The sequence below is a fragment of the Aquidulcibacter sp. genome (assembly GCF_049239865.1).
In the GTDB taxonomy this organism is placed as follows: domain Bacteria; phylum Pseudomonadota; class Alphaproteobacteria; order Caulobacterales; family Aquidulcibacteraceae; genus Aquidulcibacter.
Genome location: NZ_JBMLTR010000070.1, coordinates 1 through 3585 on the forward strand (window position 1 = coordinate 1; position 3585 = coordinate 3585).

Annotated in this window: 3 protein-coding genes and 1 tRNA gene; 3 read left to right on the forward strand and 1 reads right to left on the reverse strand. The window is 54.6% G+C overall.

Annotated elements, in window-relative coordinates:
* The 3 genes from ACOVRA_RS04815 to ACOVRA_RS04825 form a co-directional block, all read left to right on the forward strand.
* Nucleotides 1-1716, forward strand: a 1716-nt coding sequence (locus tag ACOVRA_RS04815; protein ID WP_421719311.1) for a TonB-dependent receptor domain-containing protein, incomplete at its 5' end; no start/stop codon positions are given.
* Between the two features lie 73 nt (nucleotides 1717-1789).
* Nucleotides 1790-2920, forward strand: a complete 1131-nt coding sequence (locus ACOVRA_RS04820) for an alkaline phosphatase D family protein (protein ID WP_421719312.1) — start codon at nucleotides 1790-1792, stop codon at nucleotides 2918-2920.
* A gap of 251 nt (nucleotides 2921-3171) precedes the next feature.
* A tRNA-Thr gene (locus tag ACOVRA_RS04825) sits at nucleotides 3172-3246 on the forward strand.
* 113 nt (nucleotides 3247-3359) lie between these two features.
* Here ACOVRA_RS04825 and ACOVRA_RS04830 read toward each other — a convergent pair.
* On the reverse strand, nucleotides 3360-3585 hold a 226-nt coding region (locus ACOVRA_RS04830), incomplete at its 5' end, for a hypothetical protein (RefSeq protein WP_421719313.1).

Below are 3585 nucleotides of genomic sequence, written 5' to 3' on the forward strand. Positions count from 1 at the left end.
TGGAAGGGCGTGGGCGAGCAGAACCATGACCAAGTCAATGTGAAATATATCCAACCCGTTGGCGCAGCCACTATAACGGGGGTCTACAACTGGTCCGATCGGGCCGAAAATGACTATCAGGATTTAAGCCTCGGGATGATCCGCCGTTTGGGTTATAAATGGGACAATATCTCCGGCAATTATGCGCTGGCCAATTTGTTGGCAGATATCGCGAATAACCGCGGCGATACCGGTGCAGCAGTTTCTAACGCTGCGGCTGGCGGTGTTTACCCAAGCCCGATCACCTCGGTTGATGATGCCTATTTTGACGCATCTGGCTTGCGCAAAGACAATCTGGCTTATCTGACGCTTGATTTGCCAGTGAACAACAAGGTCAGCCTGTCCGCGACAGTCTATAACCACACCAATGAGGGTCAAGGCACGTGGTTCACCCCTTATGTGGCGACCCCTGCTGGTGCACCGGACCAAAATGGTAGCCCGATCACAGCCCCCTCGCCGATCTCGGTTCGGACCACCGAATATGATATCGAACGCACCGGTGCGTTCGGCTCGCTTATGATTGACGCAGGTGCGCATCAAGTCTCGACTGGCTTGTGGGTTGAAAGCAATCAGTTCGACCAAGCCCGTCGCTTTTATGGTTTAGCACGCGCCTCCAATGTCCGCCCTTCGCTGGACTTTATGGCCAACCCATTCTTCACCCAGTGGGCTTACCGGTTTGACACTTCGACCTTGCAATTCTGGGTGCAGGACAATTGGAGCGTCAGCGACACGCTGACGGTCAATCTGGGCTTTAAGTCGGTTCGCGTGACCAATGAGGTGACCACCACCACCATCAATAATGCGGCCCCGACAGCCACCAATGGCATCAGCGGCAAACTGCGCACCAGTGAAGCCTTCCTGCCGCAAGTGGGCTTCAAATATGAGCTGAGCCCAACAAGCAACATCTTCGGCACTTTCTCGCGCAATGTGGCTGCTTATGTGTCGGCCGCAACCGCTGGCCCATTTGCCTCGCGCAACCAAGCCAATGTGAACGAAGTGTCCCGCACCCTCGACCCAGAAAAGTCGACCACAGGTGAATTGGGTTGGCGCGTTCGTGGCGACAAGTTTGAGGCGAGCGTTGCAGGCTATGCCGTTCGCTTTGAGAACCGCTTGCTGGGCGTCTCGCAAGGCGCAGGCATTGTGGGCAATGCGCCTGTGTTGTCCAACGTCGGCGCGGTCAATTCCTACGGGGCAGAGCTGGTTGGCGTCTATAAGCTGACAGACGAGTTCAATGTGTTCGGCTCTTTGACCTATAACAACTCCGAATATGCCGACAATGTCGTCAATCGTGCCGGGGTTGTCGTCACGGCGACCAAGGGCAAGAAGGTCGTCAACACGCCAGAATTCTTGTTCAAGGGCGAGCTTTCCTATGACAATGGCAATTTGTTTGCAAAACTTGGCGCGTCCTACACGGGTGAGCGTTACTTCACCTATTTGAACGACAAGACCAATGGCAAAGTCGACGCTTATACTCTGGCCGAAGTCACCTTGGGCTATCGCTTCACCGGCAATGAAATGCTGGAAGGCCTCGAAGCCCAGCTGAATGTCACCAATGCAAGCGACGAGCGCTATGTGTCGACCATTGGCTCCAACGGCTTTGGCAATAGCGGCGACAACCAGACCTTGCTGGCTGGTGCGCCACAGCAAGTCGTCTTCACCTTGAAGAAAGCCTTCTAACTTTAGTCCCCCCCGGGCACCTGAGGGGCTCAAAGCATCGTCTTTGGGCCCCTTTTTTCTAAGGAGCTTTGCGATGAAACCCAGTCGACGGAATGCCTTGACCCTTGCTGCAGGTCTTGTTGCCGGCCCCAGCCTTGCGGCTGCTGCACCCGATGCCTTGCCGGGCAGTGCTCAGGCGATTGCCGCCAAAGCCCTGACGCGGATTGCCTTTGGCTCTTGCGCCAAGCAGTCCAAGGATCAGCCGATCTGGGAAGCTGTATTGGCGGCCAAGCCCGACCTATTCATCTTCTTGGGAGACAATGTCTATCTCGACACACGCGATCCCAATGAAATGCGCGCGAAATATGCGCAATTGGCCGAAAAGCCGGGTTTCAAGAAGCTGCGCGAAACCACCCCAATTCTTGCCGTCTGGGACGATCACGACTTTGGCGAGAATGATGCGGGCGGCGACTATCCGATGAAGGACGAGGCGCGCAAAATCTTCTGCGACTTCTGGGGTGAGGCTGCCACCAGCCCGCGCCGCAGCCGCGATGGCATTTATAGCGCCTATTTGTTTGGCCCAGCCGGCAAACGCATTCAGATCATTTTGCCAGACTTGCGCTTTAATCGCTCGGAGATCCTGCGGCTGGATCTGGGTGGCAAGAGCTATTCGGATTGGGAAAAAGAACTGGCCGCCGCCGGAAAGCCCGTCCCCGGCCCCTATGCCCGCAATCCAGAGCTCAAAGCCTCCATGCTTGGCGAAGATCAATGGCGCTGGCTGGAAGAGCAATTACGCCTGCCCGCAGATATCCGCATCCTTGCCAGCTCGCTGCAAGTTGTCGCCGACTTCCCGGGTTGGGAAGCTTGGATCAATTATGCCCAGGACCACCAGCGCCTGATTGAGACGATCCGCAAGACCAAAGCCAGTGGCCTCATCTGTCTGTCGGGTGACACCCATTATGGCGAAATCTCACGGCTCGATGCCAATGTGCCCTATCCACTGTGGGACTTTACATCCTCAGGCCTGACCGAAGTCTGGCCAGTGCTGCCGCCAAATGCGCTGCGGATTGGTGAGGCTTTTCGTGCCCGTAACTTTGGCTTGATTGAGATTGATTGGGACAAAGTGAGCGGGCCAAAGCTGCGCGTGGACATTCGCGGAGAGCAAGGCCAAGTCGCGCTCAGTCAAAACGTGGACGTGGCAAGCCTGCGCGTGCGGCCTGCTTGACGTTTAGGCCGGGTCTGACTTACGCGCAGCCTCCTTGCGTCGCTTCAAATTGTCGCGAAGCGCCGCTTTTAGCCGATCTTCTTTGGATGGCTTTTTGGGGGCTTGGGACTTGGGCGGCGCATTAACTGCGATTTTTGGAGGTAGCGATTCGTTCATGTGAAGATGATATGCGTCAGACCCCTTTTCAGAAAGGGGTAAGCGGGGTATCAGCGCGCCTTCAAAGACAGACGCAGGATATTTCCGCGTCCGATGCCGCAGTAGCTCAGTGGTAGAGCGCATCATTGGTAATGATGAGGTCGGGAGTTCAATCCTCCCCTGTGGCACCAGTTTTTCCTTATAAATCAAATCGTTAAGAGATAATCCAAGCTTCAAAATAGATTTATAAAGTTACCTATTTTTTCTTTGCTACCAATTTGCTACCAAGTTTTGCCAAGTGTAGTCATGAAGAGATCTGTGGATAACTCTGCCAGTCCAACATATCGCGCGCATTCCATATGCGACTAACAATGGCGATAGGCGGTTTGTTGCAACCTGCAAATGCAAGCCACGATGCCAGCAGGCTGTTTGGTAGTTTTCTTTTGTTGGCCAGCGCGTGGAAACTACAAGCCGATTTCAACGCAGTTGCAACCGATTTATCCAAGCTAAAATTGACGACAATTGGCCGA

Excerpts from the sequence above, each read along its gene's own strand:
- ACOVRA_RS04820 (WP_421719312.1), top strand. The coding sequence starts at position 1,790 with ATGAAACCCAGTCGACGGAATGCCTTGACCCTTGCTGCAGGTCTTGTT.